Annotated in this window: 22 protein-coding genes and 1 tRNA gene; 11 read left to right on the top strand and 12 right to left on the bottom strand. The window is 59.6% G+C overall.

Annotated elements, in window-relative coordinates; translation table 11 throughout:
* The first annotated feature begins 1 nt into the window (after position 1).
* Both LPB19_RS07645 and LPB19_RS07640 read left to right on the top strand, forming a co-directional pair.
* Positions 2-78 (top strand) — tRNA-Met (locus tag LPB19_RS07645).
* Positions 79-279: 201 nt separating this feature from the next.
* Positions 280-1,230 (top strand): alpha/beta fold hydrolase, encoded by a 951-nt coding sequence (locus tag LPB19_RS07640; protein ID WP_206645467.1) that lies wholly within the window; start codon positions 280-282, stop codon positions 1,228-1,230.
* Between the two features lie 50 nt (positions 1,231-1,280).
* Here LPB19_RS07640 and LPB19_RS07635 read toward each other — a convergent pair whose 3' ends face one another.
* Together LPB19_RS07635 and LPB19_RS07630 are read right to left on the bottom strand one after the other, a co-directional pair.
* Entirely contained in the window at positions 1,281-2,978 is a 1,698-nt protein-coding gene (locus LPB19_RS07635) for an Ig-like domain-containing protein (protein ID WP_206645466.1), read from the bottom strand.
* A 216-nt stretch (positions 2,979-3,194) separates the two neighbouring features.
* Positions 3,195-4,757, bottom strand: a complete 1,563-nt coding sequence (locus tag LPB19_RS07630) for an Ig-like domain-containing protein (protein ID WP_206645465.1) — start codon at positions 4,755-4,757, stop codon at positions 3,195-3,197.
* 38 nt (positions 4,758-4,795) lie between these two features.
* Between LPB19_RS07630 and LPB19_RS07625 the strand changes: the two genes are divergently transcribed.
* From LPB19_RS07625 to LPB19_RS07605, 5 genes are all read left to right on the top strand, one after another.
* Positions 4,796-5,134 carry a hypothetical protein gene (locus tag LPB19_RS07625; protein WP_206645464.1) on the top strand — a complete coding sequence of 113 codons (339 nt, stop codon included), beginning with the start codon at positions 4,796-4,798 and terminating at the stop codon, positions 5,132-5,134.
* Between the two features lie 621 nt (positions 5,135-5,755).
* The gene (locus tag LPB19_RS07620) at positions 5,756-6,970 is read left to right on the top strand and encodes a serine hydrolase domain-containing protein (RefSeq protein ID WP_206645463.1); all 1,215 of its coding nucleotides are present in this window, start codon (positions 5,756-5,758) and stop codon (positions 6,968-6,970) included.
* 81 nt (positions 6,971-7,051) lie between these two features.
* Positions 7,052-8,329, top strand: coding sequence for an O-acetylhomoserine aminocarboxypropyltransferase/cysteine synthase family protein (locus tag LPB19_RS07615; protein ID WP_206645462.1), 1,278 nt, complete (start codon positions 7,052-7,054; stop codon positions 8,327-8,329).
* Positions 8,330-8,472: 143 nt separating this feature from the next.
* Positions 8,473-9,522: a lipoyl synthase gene (lipA, locus tag LPB19_RS07610; RefSeq protein ID WP_206645461.1), complete on the top strand. Its 1,050-nt coding sequence runs from the start codon at positions 8,473-8,475 to the stop codon at positions 9,520-9,522.
* 96 nt (positions 9,523-9,618) lie between these two features.
* Entirely contained in the window at positions 9,619-12,135 is a 2,517-nt protein-coding gene (locus LPB19_RS07605; RefSeq protein ID WP_206645460.1) for an efflux RND transporter permease subunit, read from the top strand.
* Between the two features lie 63 nt (positions 12,136-12,198).
* On the opposite strand, the gene LPB19_RS07600 is transcribed toward LPB19_RS07605, so the two are convergent.
* Positions 12,199-12,642, bottom strand: coding sequence for a Spy/CpxP family protein refolding chaperone (locus LPB19_RS07600; protein WP_228289240.1), 444 nt, complete (start codon positions 12,640-12,642; stop codon positions 12,199-12,201).
* Between the two features lie 251 nt (positions 12,643-12,893).
* Between LPB19_RS07600 and ylqF the strand changes: the two genes are divergently transcribed.
* Entirely contained in the window at positions 12,894-13,832 is a 939-nt protein-coding gene (gene ylqF, locus LPB19_RS07595) for a ribosome biogenesis GTPase YlqF (RefSeq protein ID WP_206645458.1), read from the top strand.
* Here the strand turns inward: ylqF and LPB19_RS07590 are convergent.
* Complete coding sequence (locus tag LPB19_RS07590) at positions 13,795-14,556, bottom strand: helix-turn-helix domain-containing protein (RefSeq protein ID WP_206645457.1); 762 nt, start codon at positions 14,554-14,556, stop codon at positions 13,795-13,797. The two genes, ylqF and LPB19_RS07590, sit on opposite strands and share 38 nt — an antisense overlap.
* 85 nt (positions 14,557-14,641) lie before the next feature.
* On the bottom strand, positions 14,642-15,163 hold the full coding sequence (locus tag LPB19_RS07585; protein WP_206645456.1) for an Mpo1 family 2-hydroxy fatty acid dioxygenase: 522 nt from the start codon (positions 15,161-15,163) through the stop codon (positions 14,642-14,644).
* Between the two features lie 214 nt (positions 15,164-15,377).
* On the opposite strand from LPB19_RS07585, the gene fabB reads away from it, so the two are divergent.
* Positions 15,378-16,592 carry a beta-ketoacyl-ACP synthase I gene (gene fabB / locus LPB19_RS07580; protein WP_206645455.1) on the top strand — a complete coding sequence of 405 codons (1,215 nt, stop codon included), beginning with the start codon at positions 15,378-15,380 and terminating at the stop codon, positions 16,590-16,592.
* A gap of 128 nt (positions 16,593-16,720) precedes the next feature.
* The gene (gene fnr / locus LPB19_RS07575) at positions 16,721-17,467 is read left to right on the top strand and encodes a fumarate/nitrate reduction transcriptional regulator Fnr (RefSeq protein WP_206645454.1); all 747 of its coding nucleotides are present in this window, start codon (positions 16,721-16,723) and stop codon (positions 17,465-17,467) included.
* Positions 17,468-17,475: 8 nt separating this feature from the next.
* On the opposite strand, the gene LPB19_RS07570 is transcribed toward fnr, so the two are convergent.
* On the bottom strand, positions 17,476-18,351 hold the full coding sequence (locus tag LPB19_RS07570) for a sugar nucleotide-binding protein (protein ID WP_206645453.1): 876 nt from the start codon (positions 18,349-18,351) through the stop codon (positions 17,476-17,478).
* A gap of 156 nt (positions 18,352-18,507) precedes the next feature.
* Here LPB19_RS07570 and LPB19_RS07565 point away from each other — a divergent pair, with 156 nt between their 5' ends.
* A complete protein-coding gene (locus LPB19_RS07565) occupies positions 18,508-18,864 on the top strand; it encodes a hypothetical protein (RefSeq protein ID WP_206645452.1) in 357 nt (118 codons plus the stop codon).
* 8 nt (positions 18,865-18,872) lie between these two features.
* On the opposite strand, the gene alr is transcribed toward LPB19_RS07565, so the two are convergent.
* From alr to rpsF, 6 genes are all read right to left on the bottom strand, one after another.
* A complete protein-coding gene (gene alr, locus LPB19_RS07560; protein WP_206645451.1) occupies positions 18,873-19,952 on the bottom strand; it encodes an alanine racemase in 1,080 nt (359 codons plus the stop codon).
* Positions 19,952-21,358, bottom strand: coding sequence for a replicative DNA helicase (gene dnaB / locus LPB19_RS07555; RefSeq protein WP_206645450.1), 1,407 nt, complete (start codon positions 21,356-21,358; stop codon positions 19,952-19,954). The genes alr and dnaB overlap by 1 nt, the downstream gene beginning before the upstream one ends.
* Positions 21,359-21,536: 178 nt before the next feature.
* Positions 21,537-21,983, bottom strand: a complete 447-nt coding sequence (gene rplI, locus LPB19_RS07550) for a 50S ribosomal protein L9 (protein ID WP_206645449.1) — start codon at positions 21,981-21,983, stop codon at positions 21,537-21,539.
* Between the two features lie 20 nt (positions 21,984-22,003).
* The gene (locus tag LPB19_RS07545) at positions 22,004-22,870 is read right to left on the bottom strand and encodes a YybS family protein (RefSeq protein WP_206645448.1); all 867 of its coding nucleotides are present in this window, start codon (positions 22,868-22,870) and stop codon (positions 22,004-22,006) included.
* Positions 22,871-22,895: 25 nt separating this feature from the next.
* Positions 22,896-23,126, bottom strand: a complete 231-nt coding sequence (gene rpsR, locus LPB19_RS07540; RefSeq protein ID WP_206645447.1) for a 30S ribosomal protein S18 — start codon at positions 23,124-23,126, stop codon at positions 22,896-22,898.
* Positions 23,127-23,152: 26 nt separating this feature from the next.
* Positions 23,153-23,569, bottom strand: a complete 417-nt coding sequence (gene rpsF / locus LPB19_RS07535; protein ID WP_206645446.1) for a 30S ribosomal protein S6 — start codon at positions 23,567-23,569, stop codon at positions 23,153-23,155.
* Positions 23,570-23,764 lie beyond the last annotated feature (195 nt).

The raw sequence follows: 23,764 nt of genomic DNA, 5'->3' as shown, positions 1-23,764 counted from the left end.
TGGCAAGGTAGCTCAGTTGGTTAGAGCACAGCACTCATAATGCTGGGGTCGGCGGTTCGACTCCGCCCCTTGCTACCAGTATTCGATTAAAAAAGGCTCATCGCGAAAGCGGTGGGCCTTTTTTAATGGCCGCTCAATCCCCAGGATGAACCCGGGAAACGCCCCAAACACGCAAAACATTGAACCACCGCTGAAAAGCGAACGCCCGGTATAGGCTTTCCGGTGCGCCGAGTCTACGATTGCAAAGGATAAACTCACGCGTGGAATGGATGCCCGCCTATGCCCCAAACGATCAGCGGCCCCAGGGTGATAGAACTGCCGGGATATACCTGCCTGGCGTTCAACGAAGACAGCAAGGGTGAGCCTGTCGTTCTGATTCACGGGTTGATCAGTTCGGTGTATTTCTGGCACCCGCCGCACCTCAGCGTTTTTGGTGACCGTCCGGTCTACGCCATCGCCCTTCCCGGCCACTACCCCTCTGCGAGCCTATCCGGCTCTGAGCGGATTGACGCAGAACGCCTGACCGACGCCCTGTTCGAACAGATCCACGCACTGATCGGTAACCGGCGCTGTGTCCTCGTCGGTCATTCCACCGGCGGACAGGCGGCACTTTTTGCCGCAACCCGACGTCCCGGGCAGATCCTGGGAGTTGTCGCGATGGGTAGCGCCCTGACAGGGCAGGAAGATAACGGCGTGTATGCAGCCTTTCAGTGGCTGGCTACGCGCATGGGCCGGACCGGGCGAAGCCTGGTGGCCACGGTTCTGAAACTGAATGCGCTGGCAGAACCGATCCACCGGTTGTTTATGCGTGACGTCGTGGCCTCACCCAGGATATTTTTCGCGCACGCCGATTTTCCAGCCTACTTGCAGGCTTACTTCCCCGCCATGCAGCGAATCTGCCGACGATCTATGGGCATCTATTTCCGCGATCTGGTGGCACTGGATCTGACCCCTCACCTGGCATCGCTCCGATGCCCTACCCTGGTGCTTTGCGGAAACCAGGACCCCTACGTTTCGATCCAGCGCACCCATCAACTCGCCGATGCGATTCCGGGCTCCGAGAAGGTATTTATCGACGGCAGCGGACATATGCCAATGTTCGAGAACTGGCCGGAATACTCGAAAGCAATGGCCAGCTTCATGCAACGTATTGAAGACGCTTGCCAGACCAAGCCACAGGATTTGGCGGATCGAGGATACCCACCCATCTCCGCCGCGCTGAGCAGTTAACAGACCATGCAGTTGGCGATGCTCGGGGTGACCAACAACTGATCTGCTGCCTAGTAATAACGATTGGCCAACAGATCCCGTTGTCCGCCATTCGCCTGCAACCAGATTGCCGTCGCATCTCCATCAGCCTCCAAGGCAATGGCAGGTTCGAACGGAGCACCGGATGCGTCGCTGATACGCTCTACCTCTCCCCAAGCACCCTCGCTGAGGTCAAACGATCGGGCAGTGACAAAATAGCCGCCACCCCCGCGTTGCGTCCAAACCACCAGGGCGTCGCCTCCCGCATCCGCCGCAACCTTGGGGTAGTCCGCCCGGTCCGTTGTGCTCTGAATCGCAGTGACACCCCGCCAGGCGCCAGTGTATCGGTTGACCTCGATGACATAGCGGCTGCCTGCGTTCCGACGCCAGACGGCATAAGCGTTGCCCTGGCCATCCACCGCTATATGAGGCTGAACACCGCTGGTGCCGGCCGAGCCGATTCTTTCTGCGCCAGACCAGCTGCCGGAGCCGCTTAACCGACTGGCATAAATATTCTGATTACCACCGTCGGACTGGCGCCAGACCACGAAGGCGGTCCCGGAGGCAGACATTGCCAGCTCCGGCGGTGCGGCGGAATTTACACTGGGGCCGACAGCCTCAGCCCCCCGCCACCCGGAGCCCACAACGTACCGATTCGCATAGACGGTGAAGGTATTGAAGATATTGAAAAAGCCTACCCGTTGACGCCAGACAACGACCGCGTTGCCATTCGAATCCATGGCGACTTGCGGTTGGCGGCTCTGATCTAACAGGGTTTCAAGGCGAACCGGTTCGCCCCAGCTGCCGCTGTCCGGCGCGAACCGACTGGCGTATACGTTGCTCGCCAGCGCGTCCCGTTGTTGCCATACGGCCACAGCCCGCCCCCGGGCATCCACAGCAACTCTGGGATTGCTCGCATCAGCACCGCCGATTCGGGTGTCTTTATCCCAACGGCCACGTCCGGCATCGAATCGGCGGGCATACACACGGTCGTCGTTTTTCTTACTCCACACCACCAGCGCATTGCCTCTGGGGTCCATGGCGACATGGGGTCTGGCGCTGCTTTCGACCTTTCCCTTGATCCGTTCGGCCCCGCGCCATGCACCGCTATCCGCCTCAAATCGCCGGGCATACAGATCTCCGCCCTGAACCCAGACGGCAATGGCATCACCACGGGCATTACCGGCCAGCTCCGGCTCACTTACCGGCCCGGAACCGCCGTCGATCGCGGCCGCATCGCCCCAGAACGCACCGGCGGTGGTAAACGACCAGCGGTACGCCTGTCCGAGACTATTACCCGCCAGATCCGCAACCTGTCCGTCCACCACCGCCTCGATCTGCACCGATTTGGGCAGCCGATCCTCAGGCGAAAAACTCATGACGCTGGACTCTGCATCGAACCGGACGTCCCCGGGAACTGCGCGGCCATCGGCGGTAAGCGACAGGCTATTGCCGGATATGCTGGTGCCCAGAATGTCTTCACTGAAGCGAACACTGACATCGGCGGTTCGATCTACCCCATCGGCGCCGTTTTCCGGCGTGGTGGCAAGGACCCTCGGCGGACTGACGCCGGGCTCTGGCCCAGCTGTTGGGTCCGGAGAACCCACCGCTGGCGCCTGAGCAACCCCGGGGCCGCCATCACCTTTGAAGGTTGTTTCACTCTCGGTACAGCCAAACGCGAGTGCGGTGAGCACGAAAATTAGGGCGCTGCGCGAGGGTTTGGTGTTCATGGCTCGGCTTCCTTGATCTGGCCAGGCGGAAGGCTTCTCTGTGTCCAATTACCCAAGAAGTATAGAAACAATGTGATACATCGCACATTTTTCACCTCCATCCGTAAGGTTTCGACACTCCATTGCCAGCGAATGAGGCCCCACGGGCTGAGTGCTGACCGGCCCCGCCCACAGAGCGGGAATCCGGTCAGCCTCCGTGAAAACGGGGAGACAGGCTCAGTAATACCGGCTGGTAAACAGGTCTCCCCGACTATCAATTGCCTCTATCCAGACAGCCACGGCATCGCCAGCGGCACTCATCGAAATCCCCGGTACAAACGGCATACTGGAGGCGCCACTGAGCCGGGCGGCCTTGCCCCAGGAACCGCCACTGGCGACAAACGGCCGGGCTTCGGTGAAGAACTCACTGCCGTCCCGTTGACTCCAGACAACGAAGGCATCGCCATTTGAGTTAGCCGCAATCCTCGGCAAGTCAGCGCTTTCCAGACTGCTGTGAAGGGCGATGGCGCCCTGCCAGGCAACGCTGAAACGGTTAACCTGAACGGTGGAACCGTTGCTGCCGTACTGACGCCAGACGACAAAGACGTTACCCCGACCATCGGTTGCAACATCCGGCTGAGTAACGCTGGTACCCGCGGTGCCTATTTGCTCCGCTCCGGACCAGGAACCAAAATCACCGGCATGGCTGGCGTAGATATTCTGGGTTCCCCCGTCATTCTGACGCCACACCGCGAAGGCCTGGCCCTCCGAGTTCACCGCCACTCGCGGCACACCGACAGAGTTTGCACCGGTGCCAACGGCAATCTGGCCCTGCCAGGTACCGGCCTCCATTCGGTTTGCGAAGACGCGGTAGGTATTCAGGTTGCCAAACACAGACACCCGTTGACGCCAGGCAACCACCGCATTGCCACTGGCGTCCATCGCGATCTGCGGACGGTGGCTTTCATCGGTGTGGGCATCGATGCGCTCGACACCGGTCCAGACTGTGCGACCGGCAGCCAGACGACTGGCGTAGATATTCAACGCCGAGCCCTCGCTTTGCTGCCAGACAGCCACGGCGTTGCCGGCGCTATCCATGGCGACCTGCGGGTAGCGACCTTCGCCATTGGGGTTGCCGATACCGACAGCGCTGCCCCAGGAGCCAACACCGGCATTGAAACGTCGGGCATATATCCTGGCATCGCTGCCATTGATCCAGACAGCCACGACATTGCCCTCTGGATCGACGGCCACCTGAGGGCTCGCGCCCCGGCCGGCGTTCGCAGCCACACGCTCCTGGCCCGACCAGTGCCCTGTGGCCGCCTCAAAGCGGCTGGCAAACACCTGCTGATCCTGCACCCAGACGGCCACTGAATCGCCACGAGCATTGGCAGCCAACTGAAGCTCCGCTACCGAACCGGAGCCACTTTCCAGGGCAGTCGCCTGGCCCCAGGACGCGCTTTCGGTGGTGAACGACCAGCGGAAATCGCTTCCGAGGAGGTCGCCATCCAGATTCGCCACCGTTCCATCCACGGTGGCTACAACCGTCGCCGAGCTCGGCAGCCGGTCTCCGGAAGCAAAGCTCAGGGTGTTGGTCTGAGCATCAAATTGCACCGCCCCGGCAACAGCCCTGCCATTGGCGCTGAGTGTCAGGCTGTCTGCATCGATACTGGTGACCATCATGTCCTCACCAAACCGCGCACTGACACTTTCCGTTCGGCTCACTGCCACGGCACCATTCTCTGGCGTTGTGGTCATTGGGATGGACGTCGGGATGTCGGCCACGGACTGCTGAAACACGATGGGCTCAATTCCGAAAAACTGCGCCTGGACCAACTGTGAACCCGTGGGTGATCCAGCGCCATCCGGCTCGCTGGCGCCCGGTTCGGTCGAACCAGTCCCACCCGGAGCCGGCGCTGGCTCCGGCTCGGGCTCTGGCTCGGGCGGTGGTGGCGGAGGCGCAGGCGGCTCCGGCTCAGGCTCCGGCTCAGGCGGTGGTGGCGGAGGTGGCTCGGGCTCGGGCTCAGGCTCGGGCGGTGGTGGCGCAGGCGGCTCCGGCTCCGGCTCCGGCTCCGGCTCGGGCTCTGGCTCAGGTGGTGGAGGCGGAGGCTCTGGCTCTGGCTCTGGCTCCGGCTCCGGCTCCGGCGGTGGAGGTGGAGGAGGCGGCGGTGGAGTAGGAGGCTCCGGCTCTGGCTCCGGTTCAGGCTCCGGCTCTGGCTCCGGCTCTGGCTCCGGCTCTGGCTCCGGCTCTGGCTCCGGTTCAGGCTCCGGTTCAGGCTCCGGCTCTGGCCCCGGTTCTGGCTCCGGCTCCGGTTCTGGCTCACTCGGGAAAGGCATCCGAGGCTCACCTGGCGGCGGAGCAATCCTGGGAGGAGGAGCCGAATCCGGATCCTCCTTGAATGTGGTATCGCTCTCGGTACAGCCAAACCCGAAGGTGACAAGCGTCAGCATCGTGGCGCTGAACGACGGTTTGGTTTTCATTGCTCGGCTTCCTTGATCTCGCCAGGCGCGGGACATCTTTGTCCCCGGGTAATCATGAAGTATAGAAAACGTGTGACGTACCGCACGTTTTTGCGACAGATAAACGGCCTTCGGGACACCGACAGCAACCCGGATTTCGCCACCAAATCTGAGTCCCATCAGGCTCTTCCGGCCACTCCATCCAGTCCACCACCCCAATCATCAATCACTTCAGGCAACCATCAGCCAACCACGGTGGCCTGCTTTGCCTGACTCAACGCCCCCTTCTCGTGCCCTTAACATTGGCATAAGCTCCCAATTCAGCCAGAGGAGTTGCCATGTCTGCCCACGATGTTGTCGCTGGTTTTTCCGTCCAGCGTCTTGAACAGATTGCCGATCATCTTGATGACCATTACCTCAAGCCAGGCAAACTGCCCTGCGCGGTCACCCTGGTGGCCCGCCATGGTGAGATTGTCTGGCAGCGGGCCCAGGGCTGGATGGACGTTGAACGCCAGAGGCCCGTGACCGACGACACCATCTTCCGCATTTACTCGATGACCAAACCGGTCACCTCGATCGCGATGATGCAACTGTATGAGCAGGGGCGCTTCCAGCTGGACGATCCTGTGCATCGCTATATCCCCAACTGGGATCGCCTTGCTGTCTATGAAACCGGGCACTGGCCCGACTTCGGAACCCGGCCCGCCGGCACTGCCATGACCATCCGGGACCTGATGACGCACACCTCCGGCCTTACCTATGGCTTTCTGGAGCAAACACCGGTCGACGCCGCGTACCGCCGCCTGAAACTCGATGGCAGCGGCACCCTGACGCTGGACAAGCTGATCGAGCGGCTGGCCGACCTGCCGCTGGAGTTCGCCCCCGGCACTGCCTGGAATTACTCGGTCTCTACGGATGTACTGGGTTACCTGGTACAACAGCTCTCCGGCCAGCCGCTGGACGACTATTTCAGGGACCACATTTTCCGCCCACTGGGCATGGACGACACCGGCTTTCACGTTGCCCCGGAAAAACAATCGCGGCTTGCTGCCTGCTACCTGCATCAGCCCGGTGACCAGATGAAACTGCAGGACGACCCGGAACGGTCGCGCTATCTGCGGGAGCCTCGTTTTCTCTCCGGCGGCGGTGGACTGGTGTCTACCCTGCAGGACTACCACACGTTCGCGCAGGCTCTATGCCAGGGCGGGGAGTACCGTGGGCAGCGCATTATCCGGCGCGACACCCTGGATCTTATGCGTCAGAATCACTTACCAGATGACAAGGATATTCCCTCCCTGTCCATCGGCCCTTTTAGCGAGTCGTCCCGGGCGGGCAACGGCTTCGGGCTGGGCTTTGCGGTGCGAATTGGTCCGTCGCCCCACTCCTCTGCGGGCTCAATCGGTGAGTTCGGCTGGGGCGGCCTGGCCGGAACCTATTTCCAGGTTGACCCGGCCAGGGATCTGGTGCTTATTTTTATGACACAACTGATGCCCTCCTCGGCGTACCCCGTTCGGGAGGAAATTCGCTCGCTGGTATACGATGCGCTGATCTGACCCAAGGCCGGTGACGCGCTCCGGGCGCCATCGAAAGTAAATAGAAAACAACTCCAACAACCAACCTGCAGGGAAGTTGCAATGAAACCTGAAACGCTCGCGCTCCACGCCGGCTTTAACGGCGACCCGACCACCCATGCGGCTACCACGCCGATTTACCAGACCACCTCGTTCACCTTCGATGACACCCAGCACGGTGCCGATCTGTTCGACCTCAAGGTGCAGGGCAATATCTATTCCCGCATCATGAACCCCACCAACGCCGTGCTGGAAGAGCGCATGACCCAGCTCGAAGGGGGCATCGGCGCGCTTGCCCTGGCGTCCGGTATGGCCGCGATCACCTACACGCTGCAAACGATCTGCAAAGTCGGCAACAACATTGTCAGTACCAGCCAGCTTTACGGCGGCACTTACAACCTGTTTGCCCACTCCTTGCCAAACCAGGGCATCGAGTGCCGAATGGTCGCTCACGACGATTACTCCGCCGTGGAAAATGCCATCGACGAGAACACTCGCGCGCTGTTTTGCGAGTCCATCGGCAACCCGGCCGGTAATGTGGTCGATATCCAGCGCTGGGCTGACATTGCCCACCAGCACGGTATCCCGCTGATCGTCGACAACACCGTGGCCACGCCGTTCCTGTGCCGGCCGATCGAATACGGCGCGGATATCGTCGTGCACTCACTGACCAAGTATATCGGCGGGCACGGCACCACCGTTGCCGGCATTGTCGTCGACTCCGGAAAATTTGACTGGAAGGCCAGCGCCGATAAATTCCCGATGCTGAACGAGCCGGATCCGTCCTACCACGGCGTGGTGTACACCGACGCCCTTGGACCGGCGGCCTTTATCGGCCGCTGTCGGGTGGTACCGCTGCGCAACACCGGGGCAGCGCTGTCCCCGTTCAACGCTTTCCTGATCATGCAGGGCCTGGAAACCCTGGCGCTGAGAATGGAACGGCACTGCCAGAATGCTGAGAAAGTCGCGGCCTTCCTGCAGCAGCACCCCTCCGTGGCGTGGGTCAATTACGCCACTCTGGATGACAGCCCCTACAAGGCCACCTGCGAGAAAATCTGCGGTGGAAAAGCCTCCGGCATCCTCAGTTTCGGCATCAAGGGCGGCCGGGAAGCAGGCGCCAAATTCATCGATGCACTGCAGCTGATCTATCGACTGGTGAACATCGGCGACGCCAAATCCCTGGCCTGCCATCCGGCCACCACCACCCACCGCCAGCTGGGGCCAGAAGAGCTCCGCAGTGCCGGCGTGAGTGAAGATCTGGTGCGGCTGTCCATCGGCATTGAACATGTCGACGACCTGATTGCCGACATCACACAGGCACTGGAGGCATCCCAGGCCTGAGGCCTGAGGCCTGAGCCCTGCACCGGGTACGACCAATGTCGTGCCCGGCCCCTCCCCGTGATTGCCCGTACCTGCCTTGTATCTACCGGGGCCGGACATTACTCTTAAAGCCCCGCAAGCCTCAACAAAAGAGTCCGGTTGGAATGAGCGACAGCGCAAAACCCCGCATCACCAGTGGTTCCAAGTTTCGCAGTGAACACGGTTTTTCTGCCATCAAAGATGGTGTCAAACGGTCATCCGGTGACACCAGCGAGAACCGGCCGCTGGAGCGCAAGCCCAAGTGGTTGCGGGCACGCATGCCCGGAGGGGAGCGCTATGAGGCCGTGCGTCGCAACGTTCAGGATCACCGGCTGAGCACTGTGTGCCAGGAGTCCCACTGCCCCAACATCGGCGAGTGCTGGACCGCCGGCACGGCAACCATCATGGTGATGGGCTCCGTGTGTACCCGGGCCTGCAAGTTCTGCGCCGTGGACACGGGCAATCCGAAAGGCTGGCTCGACCCGGAAGAACCGGACAACACCGCCAAATCCGTGGAACTGATGGGCCTGCGTTACATCGTGCTGACCTCGGTCGACCGGGACGACCTGCCCGACGGCGGCGCCAGCCACTATGCAGCCTGCGTATCCGCCATCAAGCAACGCACGCCGGAAGTGGCGGTGGAAGCCCTGACGCCCGACTTTGACGCGGTCATGGCCGACGTCGAGAAGGTGGTGGATTCGGGGCTGGATGTGTTTGCCCAGAATGTGGAGACCGTAGAGCGCCTGACGCGCCGGGTTCGGGACCCGAGAGCGGGGTATCAGAAAACCCTGAGTGTCCTGAAACATGCCAAGGAACACCGCCCGGACGTTCTGACCAAGACCAGTCTGATGCTGGGTCTGGGCGAAACCGAGGAAGAAATCCTGCAAACCATGGACGATCTGCGCGCCATTGGTGTCGACATCCTCACCCTGGGCCAATACCTGCGCCCGACGCCCAACCACCTGCCTGTGGAGCGTTACGTGCCCCCGGAGGAGTTCAATCGCTACCGGGAAATCGGGTTGGAAAAGGGCTTTATGGAAGTGCCGTCCGGGCCCATGGTTCGCTCAAGCTATCGAGCCGACAAGGTGTTCGACAAGAACAACCTGGGGCTGACCGTGCCGGACGTCCCGGCATCGTCGAACGCTCTGCAAATTCCTGTTAAATCACTCGACTGACAGCGCTTCGAACACCGATAGTCAGCGACACAAGGTCACAGTTTACCGGCATTTATGGCAAACTCTGCGCTCGTTTTAGCGCAGGGTTGTCCATTCATGAACCGGTTTTCCGCACTGTACGATCGCCTGATACTGCCGCACCCCCTGATGGTGCTGGCTGTCCTCGCCATTTTCCTGGGCCTGGCCGCCCTCCGTTTTGATCAGTTCCGGCTGGATGCCTCGGCAGAATCCCTGGTTCTGGAAAACGATCGCTCACTGGAACAGTACCGCCAGGTAAACCGGCGGTTCACTACCTCCGACGATTTCCTGGTGGTGACCTACACGCCTCGCGATGAACTGTTTACCGAGCAGGGGTTGTCCGATCTGCGCCGGCTCAGAGACGAGCTGCAGGCACTGGAGGCCGTCGGTTCCACCAACAGTATTCTGAACGTTCCTCTGCTTCACAGCCCAAGCCTGACGCTGGATACCGTCGACTCCGAAATCAAAACCCTGGATGCTGACGAGGTTGCCCCGGAAACCGCCCGCGACGCCCTGCTCAGCAACCCGCTGTACCCCAACCTGTTGATCAGCGAAGACGCGCAAACCACCGCCATTCAGGTCAACCTGCCCACGCCGGAGCGGTATTTTGAACTGCTCAGGGAACGCAACCGGCTGCGGGATCTGGTGGCGGCGGGCGACGCCAGCGACGAGCAGCACCTTGAGCTGGAACAGGCCCGCGACGCCTTCATCCGCTACACGGAAACCCTGGGTAAAGAGCGGGATATCACCATCAATCGCGTCCGCGATATCCTCGATGAACATCAGGACAAGGCCGAGATTCACCTCGGCGGTGTGCCGATGGTGGTGTCCGACATGATCCGGTTTATCCAGAACGACCTGTCCACTTTCGGCCTGGGCGTCCTGGTGTTCCTGCTGGTGACCCTGGCGATTATCTTCCGCCAGTGGCGCTGGGTACTGGTGCCCCTGCTGTGCTGCGGTTTCACGGTGTGGTTGATGATTGGTTTTCTGGGCTGGGCCCAGTGGCCGGTCACGGTGATCTCGTCCAACTTCGTGGCACTGCTGCTGATCATGACTCTGTCATTGACCATTCACCTGATTGTTCGCTACCGGGAGTTTCAGCATGACGACCCCGGCGCCGCCCCGGGCGAGACCCTGCGCCGGACGGTCTACGCCATGGTCAAACCCTGCTTCTACATGGCCATCACCACCATCGTGGCATTTGGCTCGCTGACCTTCAGCGGCATCCGCCCGGTGATCGATTTTGGATGGATGATGACGCTGGGGCTGGCCGTGGCCTTCCTGATTACCTTCGTTGTTTTTCCGGCCCTGCTGGCCCTGCTGCCGCCGCCGCTGGACGCACGTGTCACGTCCGACCGCATTCCTTTCACGGATGCCTTTGCCCGCTTTACAGAGCGTTTCGGACGCGTCGTACTGACCGGTTCTTTGGTGATTGCGGTACTGTGCGCCATAGGTATCAGCCGGCTGACGGTGGAGAACAGCTTTGTGGATTACTTCAAATCTTCCACCGAAATCCATCAGGGCATGGTGACCATCGACAATCGGCTGGGCGGGACCACGCCCCTGGATGTGGTGATCACTGACGACTTGCCGCCGGAAGCATCCGGCGTCGAACAAGATCCCTTTGCCAGCAGCTGCGACCCGTTTGTTGACGACTGCGGCGAAACGGAGGAATACCGGGACACCTGGTACACCTTCCAGAAGATGAACCGGCTCGAAAAGGTTCATGATTATCTCGACAGCTTGCCGGAAACCGGCAAGGTGCTGTCGATCGACACCACGCTGGCCATTCTGGCTCAGATCAATCAGGGTGAACCGCTGGACGCGCTGGAACTGGCGTTCGTGCCGGCCGCTGTACCGGATGACCTCAAGGACATCCTGCTCACGCCGTACATTTCCGAAGAACATGACCAGGCCCGTTTCAGCATCCGTATCCTGGAAACTCAGCCAGATCTGCGCCGCCAGGCATTGCTGGAGCGCATCCACACTCACCTCACTACCGAACTGGGCTTCAGCGACGATCAGGTCCTCTTCACCGGCATGACAGTCATGTACAACAACATGCTGCAAAGCCTGTTTGATTCCCAGATCAAAACCATCGGCGTGGTGTTACTGGCCATCCTGAGCATGTTTTTGGTGCTGTTCCGGTCTTTTAAACTGGCGCTGGTGGGCATTGCGCCCAACATCATTGCGGCCGGTTCAGTGCTGGGGCTCATGGGCTGGCTGGGTATACCGCTGGATATGATGACCATCACCGTGGCGGCCATCACCGTGGGCATTGCGGTGGATGACACCATCCACTACATCCACCGGTTCAGAACCGAGATTGCCAAGGACGGGGACTACCTGGCCGCCATGCACCGCTGCCACCGCAGTATTGGCCAGGCGATGTTCTACACCTCGCTGACGATTATTTCAGGGTTTTCCATTCTGGTGCTGTCGAACTTCATTCCAACCATCTACTTCGGCGTATTCACCGGCTTTGCCATGCTGATGGCGCTGGTTGGCGCGCTCACGTTACTCCCCAGACTGCTTGTCCTGACCAAGCCCTTCGGGCCGGACAGCGGCTCCGGCGATCGCCAGGGCAGCCACTAGAACCAAAAAAGGCCGCATCAAACGATGCGGCCTTTTCGTACTGATCATGCAACCACTGCGGTCTTACTGAGCCGGCTGCATCATCTGGCGCTGTTGCTGCATCTGCTGCTGCATCTGCTTCATGCGGCGGTCCAACTCATCACGCTGTTCATCGGTGAACACGCTGTCCACTTTGGCCTGCATCAGGGTCGACAGCGCGGCGATTTCGCCGGTCAGGTCACCCAACTCCTCGGCGCTTTCACGAATTGCCGCCTCGTCGTAATCTGCCTTGATTTCGGCCTGCATCGCCTGCTGCAGAACGCGCGCTTCCTGCTGAAGTTCGCCAATCTGCCCCTGCATTTCTTCAATAATGCCGCGGATCTCTGTTTGCTGATCATCGGACAGGCCGACCATCTGCGCCAACTGATCCACCTGATCAGGCTGACCGCCGGCCTGCGCCTGCGCATACACCGGCGCGGACAGACTCAGAGCGACCAGTGCCGAACCAATCAATTTACCGAGCTTCATAACCATCTCCATTAACGATGTGGCCCACTGCAAAATGGCCACGAACATGCATTTTCCTCTTCACAGGTCGTACACCCTAAAACATACGGGCACGCCTTTGCATCCTATTCCACCCCTTTTGTGTCGGATTTCCCGTATCCATAACCATGAAAAGCGCTCCGGTTCGGGCGAAAAGAACCGTCCGCAGCATGTGAAAATTTGACCAATCCCCTTCATAATGGCGCCGGTCAGTCACCGGCGGAGTAACAACAATGGCAATTAACTGGTTTCCAGGGCACATGCATAAGGCCCGAAAGGAGATCAAGCAGGTCATGCCCCAGATGGATCTGATCATCGAAGTGCTCGATGCGCGGATTCCGTTCAGCAGCGAAAACCCGCTGGTACCCGCCCTTCGCGGCGACAAGCCGGTGATCAAGGTACTCAATAAACGAGACCTGGCAGACCCGGAGATCACCGAACGCTGGCAGGCCCGGCTGGAGCGTGACCAGGGTGTACGAACCATCACCCTGACGCACAACCAGCGCAGCGAGGCCCTCAGCATCCTGCAGTTGGCGCAGGACATGACACCGGATCACGATCGCCAGAAAAGCGCCCTGCGGGTGATGATCCTCGGCATACCCAACGTCGGCAAATCCACCATCATCAACACACTGGCCGGCCGGCCTGCGGCGAAAACCGGTAACGAGCCTGCCGTCACCCGGGCACAACAGGCCATCAAGCTGCCCGACAATATCCTGCTGTACGACACGCCGGGGTTTCTGTGGCCCAAGCTGTCACCGGAAGCCTGCGGTTACCGGCTCGCCGTCACCGGTGCCATTCGCAGCGCGGTGCTGGATTTCGAGGATATCGCCCTGTTTGAGGCGGATTACCTGATTCAGGCTTACCCGGAACTGGTGCAGGCCCGGTACGGACTCTCATCCCTGCCTGAAGACGGTCTTGGGCTGATGGACGCCATCGCAGCCAAGCGGCGCTTTTTTGGGCGCGGAGGCATTCCGGATCTGCACAAGGTATCGGAGGTGTTGCTCAACGAATTCCGCAGCGGCACCCTGGGGCGGATTTCTCTGGAAACACCAGAGATGGTGGAGCGCGAGGCCGAGCAAGCCGAACGCGAAGCCGCCGAAAAGGCCGCTGAGAACGCCGCGGCCGGAGAGACTAAGGGGAAGAAGAAAAGCCGCAGCGGCAAACGGTAAACCAGCCGGTGGTGACGTATTCCGACGGCAGTGCGTCGAACATGTCCCGAGCGGTGCGAACGAAATGGGGCTGGTCATAAAAGCCCGCATCCATGGCCAGTTGTGACAGGGATTTTCCCCGCTCCCAGTGGGCCAGCACGCGGCTTACCTTCAGATGCAACAGGAACCGGCGCAAGGGCACACCAACCTGCTGGCGAAACAAGTGACTGAGCCGGGACGACGACAACCCGACCAAGGCCGCCAGCGAGCCCACCTGAATCTTCTCCGGCAACTCCGCCCTCAGCAAGTCACACACCTGCTGAATCCTCGGGTCCAGGGGCGCAGGGTCCTCGCCCACCCGCTGGAGTACGTTCAGCAGAGCTTCATGCACCTCGGCGCAGCCGATCTCGGAGCCTGCCGCCACGGCTTGAAAAACGCCGGATACATCCACCGATCTCTGGTCACCCAACAGGTGCCTCAGCGCACGCCAGTAGTCACTGTCCGGATCCAGCTGCGCACACCACATTCGAGTGTTGCCCGGCTTCAGGGATTGCTCCACGTCCGGGGCAACCAGCACGGCCCGACTGGCGCGCCAGTGACCATCGACCTGGATCTGGAAATCACCATCCAGCCCCACCAGCCAGGACGCGCTGATGTGCCGATGAGGCCGGTTGGGCATCAGTCGCCCGACCAGCTGCCAGTGGTCGGGCCAGAGAAACAAGGTGCCGTTCTGAGATCGCTGCATAGCCTCGGTCAGTCGTGAGTTGCCTTACGAGGCAAAGCATACCGCAGGCCGATGCATTCGCCATCCTCCGTCAGCACGAGCCGGCTTAATGGTTCTGGGCCGGTGTATTGCCACCAGCGCCCTGAGCGTGAGGCACCGGGAGCCCCAGCTTGGCGGCAAATTCAATACTGACGAAAATGGGACCGATCAACAGAAACACCAGGTCCTCAACGAACGAAGGTTTCTTACCCTCAACTTTGTGGCCGTAGACCTGGACGGCCCAGGCCACCACCCAGACAATCAGACTGGTCCAGAACAGCGACCAACCCGCCGACTGGACACTCTGTATCGCCCAGACGGACACCGCGAACCAGCCCACCATCAGCAGGAAGACCCAGAACGACAGCCGCAGATACAGGATGCCGGACAAGACGCCCAGCACAGTGGCGCCGTTCAGCCACTCGGCCGCAGCCCCACTCAGCCCCAACCAACTGCCAAGCGGAACCAGCCACAAGAGGCCCAGCGTCGAGATCAGAATGGCAGGCACACACACGATATGAATCCACTGATTCAACGGATTCTGATGACTATCCCCGTAATCACTCAAAAACTGCTGTAACGATCGCATCTCAATGCTCCTTATTGTTGTCCTTTCTGGTGCCCACTTTATCAGGGCCAGTCACCCCCGGCTTGTACGAAACGGCTATCCGATTTCGGACACTGCCAACCAATGCCTCTTACCAAGGTCAAATATCCCATGAGCAGAACAAGGCTTAAACTGTCATCACTTTAAAGAGTCAACCACTCCCGAGGCAACGAAGGGGGTGCAACAGGAGGAGCGTATGAGACGCGTTGTCGTCACTGGCATGGGCATTGTTTCCTGTCTTGGAAACAGCCTGGATGAGGTGGTTGAAAGCCTGAAACAGGGGCGATCTGGTATTGGCTTCAACCAAACCTACGCCGACAAGGGCTTCCGAAGCCAGGTGTCCGGCTCCCCCGATGTCGACACATCAATGATCGACAGGAAGCTCCGGCGGTTCATGGGCCCCTCGGCCATGTACAGCTTTCTCGCCATGGAACAGGCCATTGCCCAGGCCGGGCTGAGCGAGGACCTGATTTCCAATGACCGGACCGGGCTTATTGCCGGTTCCGGTGGCGCCTCCTGCTCGAGCCAGGTCGAAGCGACCGACATCATGCGGGAGAAAGGCGTCAAGCGCATTGGCCCGTACATGGTGCCCCGCATCATGACCAGCACCGTATCGGCCTGCCTGGCCACCGCGTACAAGATCCGTGGCGTGAACTATTCCATGTCCTCGGCCTGTGCCACCAGCGCCCATTGTATTGGCCACGCCATGGAGCAAATCCAGGCGGGCAAGCAAGATATCGTGTTTGCCGGCGGCGGGGAGGAAGAGGACTGGAGCCTGACCATGATGTTTGACGCCATGGGCGCGCTTTCAACCAAATATAACGATGCGCCCGAGACGGCTTCACGCCCCTTCGACAGCGGACGTGACGGGTTTGTCATCGCCGGAGGCGGCGGCATGATGGTTCTGGAGGAACTGGAACACGCCCGCAAGCGCGGCGCCACCATTCTCGCTGAACTGACCGGCTATGGCGCCACATCAGACGGTTACGACATGGTAGCGCCGTCCGGAGAGGGTGCCCAACGCTGCATGCGACAGGCGATGGCGACCATTCGTGGCAAGGTGCAGTACATCAACGCCCATGGCACCAGCACGCCGGTCGGCGATGTTGCCGAAATGGGCGCACTGCGCAACACCTTCGGCGACGACATTCCTGCCATCTCCTCAACCAAGTCCCTGTCCGGACATTCACTGGGGGCCGCAGGCGTGCATGAAGCCATCTATTCCCTGCTGATGATGCAGAACGGATTTATTGCCGGTACCGCCAACCTGGCCCATGTGGATGAAAAGCTCCAAGGACTGCCAATCGTTGGGCCCGAATCGCAGGACGCCGACCTCTCGACGGTGATGTCCAACAGCTTTGGGTTCGGCGGCACCAACGCCACCCTGGTCTTTGAAAAACTGCAGGACTGAGCCAAGACAATGACCGCCGGGCCGGCGTCTCATGGCCCGGCATTGATTTCAAGCGGTGATTGGCAAAGCAGGGTTTCCGTATTAAGGTACGGGTTTATCAGGGATATGAACGAACGGACTGTCTCGCTATGGCTCAACCTATCCGGCTCCACCGCGCCACCTCACCACTGAAAGCCTCCTGCCACCAATGCAGCCTGAGCAATTTGTGCCTGCCGCTGGCCATTGAGGAAAACGAACTGGATCGCCTTGAGGACATTGTTCAGCAGGGCCGTATGTTCAATCGTGGCGAGCACATCTTCGAGCAAAGCACCGCTTTCCGAGCCTGTTACGCGGTGCGTAGCGGGTCGGTCAAGACGTCCATCATCACCGAAAGTGGCGAAGAGCAGATTACCGGTTTCTTCATGCCCGGCGAGCTTATCGGGCTCGACAGCATGAGCAACACAACCTATGCCTCTACAGCCAAAGCCCTTGAGCGCACCAGCGTGTGTGAATTTCCGATTCACAAGCTTGAGGAACTGACCGGCAAAATGCCGGAACTCCAGCATCACATGTACCATCTGATGAGCCAGGAGATTCAGAACGGTCACCAGCTGGCCATGTTGCTGAGCAAGAACACCGCCGAGGAACGCATTGCGGCACTGCTGCTGTCGCTGTCCAGCCGTTTTCAGCGTCGGCGCATGTCCGGCACCAATTTCTGCCTGCCCATGGCCCGCAGTGACATCGCCAACTTCCTGGGGCTGGCTGTAGAAACGGTGAGCCGGGTCTTCACCCGGTTTCAGAATCAGGGCCTGATCAAGGCCCGGGGACGCGAAGTGGAACTGCTGGACGTGGACGCACTGCAACTGGTGGCGCGGGACTCAAGTTGTCAGGGCTGAGAGCCGGCCTAGCCGGCCGACGCTCGCTCTGCCTTCGCGGCATCATCCTTCAGCATCACGGCCTCGTCTGCGAGGAATGAGCGCCAGGGCTGCTGTTTGATGCCGAAGGTGTTCCTGATCTTGGTGCAGATGAGCGTGGTATTCAGTGGCTCCAGCTGGGCCCAGTCGGGCACCTCATCCACTACCCGAGTGCTTTCGGGAATACCCGGCAAACCGACAATCACCTGCCCCAATTCGTACAGACTGACTTCCTCGGCCCCCGCATACTGATAGGTTCCCCAGACTTCTGCGCCGCAATCAATCTGTATGATGACCGCCGACATCACCCGGGCGAGATCCGCCACCGCAACCGGCAGCCCGCGGCATCGTCCGGGCATTGACACTGTAGGGCCGGCCGACGCACTGGCCTGAACCTTCCGAATAAAACGCGACAAGCTCCATCCGGTACGCAAAATAATATGCCTTGGCAGCAGTGTTCGCAGGGCCTGTTCACACTCCCACTGCCAGTTCCCGAGTTCATTAAACGGCTGGCCGGGGTTCGACGTTATGTACCCTCGCTGCTTCCGGCCATCGAACACGTAACAGGACGACAGCTGGAACAAGGCAATGCCACGATCACGGGCACACTCAGCCAGAGCCACCGGCAGAGAGAATGCTGCCTTGTGCGTGTCTTCCGGGTCCTGCTGGGCGTCCTCCGGATCAACCAGCCAGAGCGCGTTGACGATCAGGTCAATATCCTCGGGAACCCAGTTCTGCACCGCGTGCAAATCTGCGCTCGCCGGATCACTGACCAGCAGCGGCGTAACCTGCAACGGGGTGTTGCGCAGACGTTCGAGCAGTAACTTCCCGAGTGGGCCATAATCATGAACAACGAGTACGTGCACGAGGAATTAGCGCCTCCAGACTTTTACAGATGTGACGGCAACCCAAAACCGGTCGGCCAATGGCTTGCAGTATACGGGGCATACAATACCAGCTTGTCCGGGATGCCGGCAGTTTATGTCTTTTTCTTCACTTTTGAGCAGGTAACAGGAATCAAGATGCTGAAACAACAGAGTCACATTGTGGCGCCGATCCCGGATGAACTACGCACCCGAGCTCTGTACACAGTCAGCGAGCTCCGTAGCCGGGGCAAGGCCGACAAGGAAGCCATCGATCAGCTCTACGCCCTGATCGTCGAACTGACCGAGAACGGGCTCGACTTCTTCTTCATAGAACCACTGCGCCGCCTGCGAGCGGGTAACATGATGATGGGCATGGCCAACATGGGCATCAGCAGCATGCTCAAAGGCAGCAAAATGGTGGTCCACAAAGTACTCAAGAAGCTCGACGACAAAAGCCTGGCCGCCATACTCGACTTCGTCGAAGAGATCATCCACGAACCCGAGCAGGGCTGATTACGGTCTCACCTACTGTACAGCCTGGGCACCCGGGCTGTAATGCCGGTCAGCAGTTCGTAGGAGATTGTGCCGGCGCAGCTGGCGACCTCATCCACGCTGACCGTCGCGCCCCAAAGCTCAACCGTATCACCTTCGGCGGCATCGGGAGCCCCACTCAGATCCACCGCCAGCATATCCATGGACACCCGGCCAATCAGGCGAATCCTCTGCCCCCGAATCGCTGCTGGCGTTCCGGTCCCTGCATGGCGCGGATAACCGTCGCCGTAGCCAACGCTGACCATCCCCATCCGCATCTCCCGATCAGCAACGAAACCAGCGCCATAGCCGACGGCCTCGCCTTTGCGAAGGGTTCGGGTGGCAATCAGTTGTGCCTCAAGGGACATCACTGGTTTCAAATCCAGTTCCGGCCCGGTACGCCCCATCATGGGTGATCCGCCGTACAACATGATCCCAGGCCGGCTCCAGTCAAACAGAGGTTGCCCGGGAAAAAAGTGCGCCGCTGAATTGCCGACGCTGCGCATGTACTCTGGCCAGGCACTGGTGGCTTCCAGAAACGTGGCCGTTTGACGGGCTGTCATCGAATCGGACTCATCATCCGCACAAGCAAAGTGGGTGACAAAACCCAGTAGATTGCGCTTTGCCCCCATCGCCTCCAGACGAGACATGACACTCGCAAGATCGGTGGGAGCGAAGCCCAGGCGATTCATACCTGTGTTTACTTTCAGCCAGAACCGGGCCTTACTCGCACTCGCGTCCAGCCAGTCGAGTTGCTGCCCGCTATGCAGCACCGGCTCAAACCCTTGCTCTGCGGCCACATCAAGATCCGCGGGAGCATGGGGCCCCTGCAACAACACCACCGGTTGATGCTGACCGGAGGCCCGGACGGCTTGCGCTTCCTGCAGGCTGGCGACGGCATATTTGGGCGCCAGATCGGCGAGCGCCGATGCCACCTGGGCAATCCCGTGCCCGTAGCCATCAGCCTTGATCACGGCCATGGCCCGGGCCGGGCCGGCCCGCTCGGAGGCCAACCGGTAATTGGAACGCAACGCGTCCAGGTCCACTCGTGCAACGGTACTACGCGACATCAGTACTCTCCGTCGTAATCGCCATACTCACCATGAGCGAGGTCTTCAAACTTGGTGTATTTGCCAATGAACGCCAGACGCACCGTTCCGATGGGTCCGTTCCGTTGCTTACCGATGATAATCTCGGCAATGCCCTTATCGGGGGTATCCTCGTTGTAGACCTCGTCCCGGTAGACAAACATGATGACGTCGGCGTCCTGCTCGATCGCACCGGATTCCCGGAGATCCGAGTTCACCGGGCGCTTGTTCGGACGCTGCTCCAGACTCCGGTTAAGCTGCGACAGGGCCACCACCGGACAGTTAAGCTCTTTCGCGATGCCCTTGAGCGAGCGGGAGATTTCCGAAATCTCGGCGGTACGGCCTTCGGTGTTCCCGGGCACCCGCATGAGCTGGAGGTAATCCACCATGATCATGCCCATGTTGCCGTCATTTTCGCGGGCAACACGGCGAGCACGGGAGCGCATTTCCGTGGGGCTGAGACCTGGCGTATCGTCGATGTACAGTGGTTTGTCTTTCAGCAGGCTCACCGCAGACGTGAGCCGGGGCCAGTCGTCCTCTTCCAGTTTACCACTTCGAACCTTGGTCTGATCGATTCGACCAAGGGAGGACAGCATACGCATGGCCAGCGAATCCGCCGGCATCTCCATACTGAACACCAGCACAGGCTGTCCGGTGCTGATCAGCGAGTTTTCCACCAGGTTCATGGCGAACGTGGTCTTACCCATGGATGGCCGCCCTGCCACGATGATCAAATCCGAGGGCTGCATACCGGATGTTTTTTCATCCAGATCCCGGAAACCGGTGGTCAGACCGGTGGTCTGTTCCCCGGACTCAAACAGTTCCTCAATGCGACTCAGAGCCTTGGTCAGAATCGGATTGATGGTCTGTGGACCCGAGCCCTCTTTGCTCCGGGCTTCAGCGATCTGAAACACGCTGCGCTCGGCCTCGTCCAGGACTTCGTCACTGGTTCGCCCCTGGGGATTGAACGCCGAATCAGCAATGTTGCCAGAGACTTCAACTAACTGGCGCAACACCGAGCGCTCTCGCACGATGGTTGCATAGGCCTTGATGTTGGCCGCGCCCGGGGTTTTTTCGGCCAGTTCAGCCAGGTAAGAAAGCCCCCCAGCATCTTCGATATCACCGGCCCGTTCCAGGAACTCGGCGAGCGTCACGACATCCAGAGGCTCACTGTCGCTGGCCAGTCGCTCCACTGCACCAAAAATCAGCCGGTGGTCCTGTCGGTAAAAATCCGCCGCAGAGATCAGTTCCGAGACTTCATCAAAGCGTCGGTTATCCAGCATCAGGCCGCCCAGAACCGCCTGTTCCGCCTCTATGGAATGGGGCGGCACTTTGACACGGCTGGTTTCAAGGTCAGTAGTGGAGGATTTCAGATTGGACTTGGCCATAGTGACATCTTCAGTTTGGTACCACGAAGCTGACAGTTTACGGGGAACGCTCCGGGATTGGGAGAGGGTCTCATCAAAGGGTGCCCAGACGAAAACGGGCCCGAAGCCGTTTCCGGCTCGGACCCGTTCACATCAAGCGTGGCCAGCGTTTTTCAGCCAGCCCGCACTGACATTCAGATTACTCTGAAACCACTGCCAGCTTGATGGTGACTTCAACGTCAGAGTGCAGTTGAAGCTCGATGTCGTACTCGCCAGTCACCCGGATCGGGCCTTCTGGCAGACGAACTTCGCTCTTTTCTACTTCGTTACCACCAGCGGTGATCGCATCTGCGATATCACGCACACCGATAGAACCGAACAGCTTGCCTTCGTCACCCGCTTTGGAGGTGATGGTGAAGGACGCGCCTTCCAGCGCCTCTGCACGGGCCTGGGCAGCGGCCAGCTTCTCAGCGGCAGCCTTTTCCAGTTCGGCACGACGCTCTTCAAACGCCTGTACATTTTCCTTGGTAGCAGGAACCGCTTTGCCGTAAGGAAGCAGGAAATTACGGCCGTAACCGGCCTTTACCTTAACCTTGTCACCCAGTGAGCCAAGGTTTGCAACTTTCTCGAGCAGAATAACTTCCATCTCGTTAACCTCTTCGTGCTTTATTCAGCCGGCCCGGCAGGCTTTATACGCCCCCGGAAATCCAGCCAGCTATCCACAAAAGCCAAAAACACCAACAGAATCATCAGGCTTGGACCCAACAGTACCAGTGCAATATAAAACATCACCAGCCACTGGGCACTCAGCTCTTTACGCCCTACAACACCATGAACCAATGCCACGCCGGCAACGAACAACGGAGTTCCCGCCACCCAAACCAGCAACATGGCGTTCAGCCCCAACATCGGGCCTACCACCATCAGCACTGCACACACCACTGCAACAGAGGGTGACAGCCGCAGAGCATGAAATTCCTTGCGGAATCCGCCGGGGTTATACAACCCCGCCTGCCAGGCTCTGGCCAGCATTGTCATGGCGATACCCGTTGCCAGGTAGGTGCCTGCCATACTGGCGTTCATGGTATCCCGAACCACTTGCTCGAGGTTTTCCCCGAGGGTCTGGGCTACCTGGGCATTGTAGTCTTCGTAAAAGCTCACCCCGGCGCGGACCAATTCGTCCAGCAACCCGGGGTATACCACGGGCAAGATCAGACCCGTGACAACCGCCAGAAAGCTCCCTGCCAGCAGGGCCCTTTCCCAGGACAGCGTTGTTCTGAGCACTGACGCCATCAGCATCACCTGCAGCAGTACTGCCAGAGCGGTCGGGTCCTGCCCGAACCAGCTCCAGCCGAGCGCCGGAAGCAATGCCCAGAGGCCAATATTGAACCCCTGACTGATGCCGAGCCTGAGAATCACCAGGCCGACAACCGCAGCGCCAATCCAGAACAGCAAAGGCAGTGCAGTCGTGACCGCTGCTACCCCGCCGGCCTGCAGGGGACCGCGCATTACATACTGTGCCAGTGCACGCATGGTCCCAAGTCCTGTTTATCTGTTCTTAGTGATCGTGGCTGTCCGAGTACGGCAGCAGTGCCAGGTAGCGGGCACGCTTGATAGCGGTAGCCAGCTGACGCTGATAACGTGCTTTGGTGCCGGTGATGCGGCTGGGCACGATTTTGCCGGTTTCAGTGATGTAGCCTTTCAGGGTGTCCAGATCCTTGTAATCGATCTCTTTAACACCTTCTGCCGTGAAGCGGCAGAACTTACGACGTCTGAAAAAACGAGCCATAACAGTAACTCCTCAACTCCGGTTAATTACTCTTCTTCGTCCTGGGTCTCGGCCTTGCGGCTTTCTTCGCCTTCGGCTGAGCGACGTGGACGATCATCTCCGCCACCACGACGGTCTTCGCGAGACTCGGCGGCTTTCATCGGAGACAGATCGGTTACTGCCTCATCGCGACGCAGAATCAGATCGCGAATGATGGCATCGTTGAACCGGAAGTTGTGAGTCAGCTCGTCCATAGCGGCTTTTGAACATTCGATGTTCATCAGCACGTAATGAGCCTTGTGAATCTTGTTGATCGGGTAAGCCAGGTGACGACGGCCCCAATCTTCCAGGCGATGAACCTGACCACCATCTTCACTGATGATGCTGGTGTAACGCTCGATCATCGCGGGCACCTGCTCGCTCTGATCCGGGTGCACCATAAATACGATTTCGTAGTGACGCATGAGTTCTCCCTACGGTTTTAACAGCTTCCTTTTCGGCACCGGGTCAATTCCACAGAGCCAAACATGAAAGCAAGGAGGAAACAGCCGAAGCTGTCGGTTTCAGTTTTCGTCTTCAGAACAAGCCTTTATCACAAGAGCCTGGATGAAGACTGGACATGGAACGCCTGTTATTCAGACAAAAACATGCCACCCCCA

It is taken from the genome of Marinobacter salinisoli, from assembly GCF_017301335.1.
GTDB classification, from domain to species: domain Bacteria; phylum Pseudomonadota; class Gammaproteobacteria; order Pseudomonadales; family Oleiphilaceae; genus Marinobacter; species Marinobacter salinisoli.
Note: the sequence above shows the minus strand (reverse complement) of the source record. Positions and strands in the feature narration are given on the sequence as shown.

Excerpts from the sequence above, each read along its gene's own strand:
- LPB19_RS07640 (WP_206645467.1), top strand. The coding sequence starts at position 280 with ATGCCCCAAACGATCAGCGGCCCCAGGGTGATAGAACTGCCGGGATAT.
- LPB19_RS07635 (WP_206645466.1), bottom strand. The coding sequence starts at position 2,978 with ATGAACACCAAACCCTCGCGCAGCGCCCTAATTTTCGTGCTCACCGCA.
- LPB19_RS07620 (WP_206645463.1), top strand. The coding sequence starts at position 5,756 with ATGTCTGCCCACGATGTTGTCGCTGGTTTTTCCGTCCAGCGTCTTGAA.
- LPB19_RS07615 (WP_206645462.1), top strand. The coding sequence starts at position 7,052 with ATGAAACCTGAAACGCTCGCGCTCCACGCCGGCTTTAACGGCGACCCG.
- lipA (WP_206645461.1), top strand. The coding sequence starts at position 8,473 with ATGAGCGACAGCGCAAAACCCCGCATCACCAGTGGTTCCAAGTTTCGC.
- LPB19_RS07605 (WP_206645460.1), top strand. The coding sequence starts at position 9,619 with ATGAACCGGTTTTCCGCACTGTACGATCGCCTGATACTGCCGCACCCC.
- LPB19_RS07600 (WP_228289240.1), bottom strand. The coding sequence starts at position 12,642 with ATGAAGCTCGGTAAATTGATTGGTTCGGCACTGGTCGCTCTGAGTCTG.
- ylqF (WP_206645458.1), top strand. The coding sequence starts at position 12,894 with ATGGCAATTAACTGGTTTCCAGGGCACATGCATAAGGCCCGAAAGGAG.
- LPB19_RS07590 (WP_206645457.1), bottom strand. The coding sequence starts at position 14,556 with ATGCAGCGATCTCAGAACGGCACCTTGTTTCTCTGGCCCGACCACTGG.
- LPB19_RS07585 (WP_206645456.1), bottom strand. The coding sequence starts at position 15,163 with ATGCGATCGTTACAGCAGTTTTTGAGTGATTACGGGGATAGTCATCAG.
- fabB (WP_206645455.1), top strand. The coding sequence starts at position 15,378 with ATGAGACGCGTTGTCGTCACTGGCATGGGCATTGTTTCCTGTCTTGGA.
- fnr (WP_206645454.1), top strand. The coding sequence starts at position 16,721 with ATGGCTCAACCTATCCGGCTCCACCGCGCCACCTCACCACTGAAAGCC.
- LPB19_RS07565 (WP_206645452.1), top strand. The coding sequence starts at position 18,508 with ATGCTGAAACAACAGAGTCACATTGTGGCGCCGATCCCGGATGAACTA.
- alr (WP_206645451.1), bottom strand. The coding sequence starts at position 19,952 with ATGTCGCGTAGTACCGTTGCACGAGTGGACCTGGACGCGTTGCGTTCC.
- dnaB (WP_206645450.1), bottom strand. The coding sequence starts at position 21,358 with ATGGCCAAGTCCAATCTGAAATCCTCCACTACTGACCTTGAAACCAGC.
- rplI (WP_206645449.1), bottom strand. The coding sequence starts at position 21,983 with ATGGAAGTTATTCTGCTCGAGAAAGTTGCAAACCTTGGCTCACTGGGT.
- LPB19_RS07545 (WP_206645448.1), bottom strand. The coding sequence starts at position 22,870 with ATGCGTGCACTGGCACAGTATGTAATGCGCGGTCCCCTGCAGGCCGGC.
- rpsR (WP_206645447.1), bottom strand. The coding sequence starts at position 23,126 with ATGGCTCGTTTTTTCAGACGTCGTAAGTTCTGCCGCTTCACGGCAGAA.
- rpsF (WP_206645446.1), bottom strand. The coding sequence starts at position 23,569 with ATGCGTCACTACGAAATCGTATTTATGGTGCACCCGGATCAGAGCGAG.